Origin of the sequence: Micromonospora echinofusca (assembly GCF_017614955.1) — a bacterium.
GTDB classification, from domain to species: Bacteria; Actinomycetota; Actinomycetes; order Mycobacteriales; family Micromonosporaceae; genus Micromonospora; species Micromonospora echinofusca_A.
In genome coordinates this window covers 1-1,677 of record NZ_WVUH01000624.1, presented here as the reverse complement: position 1 = coordinate 1,677, position 1,677 = coordinate 1, and the positions used below count along the sequence as shown (strand labels likewise).

Below are 1,677 nucleotides of genomic sequence, written 5' to 3'. Positions count from 1 at the left end.
GGTGGCCGCCGGGGCGGGTGCGGGCGCCTGGGAGATCCAGGAGGAGCGGGTACGCCAGGAGCGGGCCACCGCCGAGGCGGCGCGGCTGCGGGCGGACGAGATCCGGGCGGTGCTCGCCGCACCGGACGCGGTGCTGCGGACCGAGGGGGTGGCCGGCGGCGGCCGGGTGACGGTGGTGGCCTCGGCCAGCCGGGACCGGGCGGTGGCGGTGCTCGCCGGGCTGGCCGAGCCGGGGCCGGGGCGGGCCTACCAGCTCTGGCTGCTGGACGGCACCGGGGCCAGTTCCTCCGGCGTGCTCCGGGCCGGCGAGACCACCACGACGATGCTGATCGACGGGGTACGCGGCAAGAGCCGCTTCGGGGTGACCGAGGAGCCGGCCGGCGGTTCGGCGCAGCCGACCACCACCCCGGTGGTGCTGATGCCGGTCACCTGACCTGCGTTGACCGTACGGCGGACAAAATTTCAGAAAAAAGTTGAGCCGAGACCCATCCGAACGGGCGGCTGCGAACGAATCCCCTACAGAACCACGACACCGTGACCTGAAGGGACAACCGATTCCGATGCGTACCCGCACCCGCATGTTCGCCGCCGTCGCCGCTGCCACCCTCGCCCTCGGCCTCACCGCCTGCGGCGGGGACACCGAGGAGGACACCGCCGCCCCGGCGCCGGCCACCAGCGCGCCGGAGATGGCCAGCCCGAGCAGCGCGCCGATGACGGACGGCGAGTTCGGGCCGGGCTGTGCCGCCGTACCGACCGACGCCAGCAACCCGGGCAGCTTCGAGGCGATGGCCAAGGTGCCGGTGGCCACCGCCGCCTCCGGCAACCCGCTGCTGTCCACCCTGGTCACCGCGGTCAAGCAGGCCGGCCTGGTCGACTCGCTCAACTCCGCGCCGGCCGCCACGGTCTTCGCGCCGACCAACGACGCGTTCGCCAAGCTGCCCAAGGCCGACCTGGACAAGGTACTGGCCGACAAGGACATGCTGACCAAGATCCTCACCTACCACGTGGTGGGGGAGAAGCTCGCCCCGGCGCAGCTCGCCGGCCCGCACAAGACCCTCCAGGGTGGTGAGCTCACCGTCGCGGGCAGTGGCACGAACTTCACGGTCAACGGCAACGCGGCCGTGGTCTGCGGCAACGTGCAGACCGCCAACGCCACCGTCTACATCGTCGACACCGTCCTGATGCCCGCCTCCTGACCCGGTACCACCGATCCCGCCCGGGGCCCGACCGGTGGTCGGGCCCCGGGCCGTAACGAGGAGGAGGACCGGATGCGACGGCTGCTCGTACCGGCCGGTGCCGCACTGCTGGCGACCGCCGCCGGGGTGACCGGCGCGGAACTGCTCGCCTCGGCCACCCGGCCGCAGGCCGGGCCCCTGGTGGCGGTCGGCGCCGCGATGATCGACGCGGCACCCACCCCGGTCAAGGAGTTCGCGGTCCGCACCTTCGGTACGTACGACAAACCGGTGCTGCTGGCCGGCATCGGGCTGGTCCTCGCCGCCCTGGCCGTACCGACCGGGGTGCTGGCCGTCCGCCGGCGGCTCGCCGGACCGGTCGGCGCCGGTCTACTCGGGGTGGCCGGGGCCGCCGCAGCACTGACCCGGCCGGCGGCCCGCCCGTGGGACGTCCTGCCGTCGCTGGTCGGCGCGCTCCTCGCCGCCGGGGTGCTGGGGCTGTCTC

At 74.2% G+C, this 1,677-nt stretch carries 2 protein-coding genes and 1 pseudogene; all 3 read left to right on the top strand.

The genetic code is table 11. The annotated features are described in order from the left end of the window. On the top strand, positions 1–433 hold a 433-nt coding region (locus GSF22_RS33415), incomplete at its 5' end, for an anti-sigma factor (protein ID WP_208817893.1). Between the two features lie 127 nt (positions 434–560). Further along, entirely contained in the window at positions 561–1,196 is a 636-nt protein-coding gene (locus GSF22_RS33410) for a fasciclin domain-containing protein (RefSeq protein ID WP_208817892.1), read from the top strand. A gap of 72 nt (positions 1,197–1,268) precedes the next feature. Then, positions 1,269–1,677 (top strand): annotated as a pseudogene (locus GSF22_RS33405) (molybdopterin-binding oxidoreductase); the annotation flags it as partial.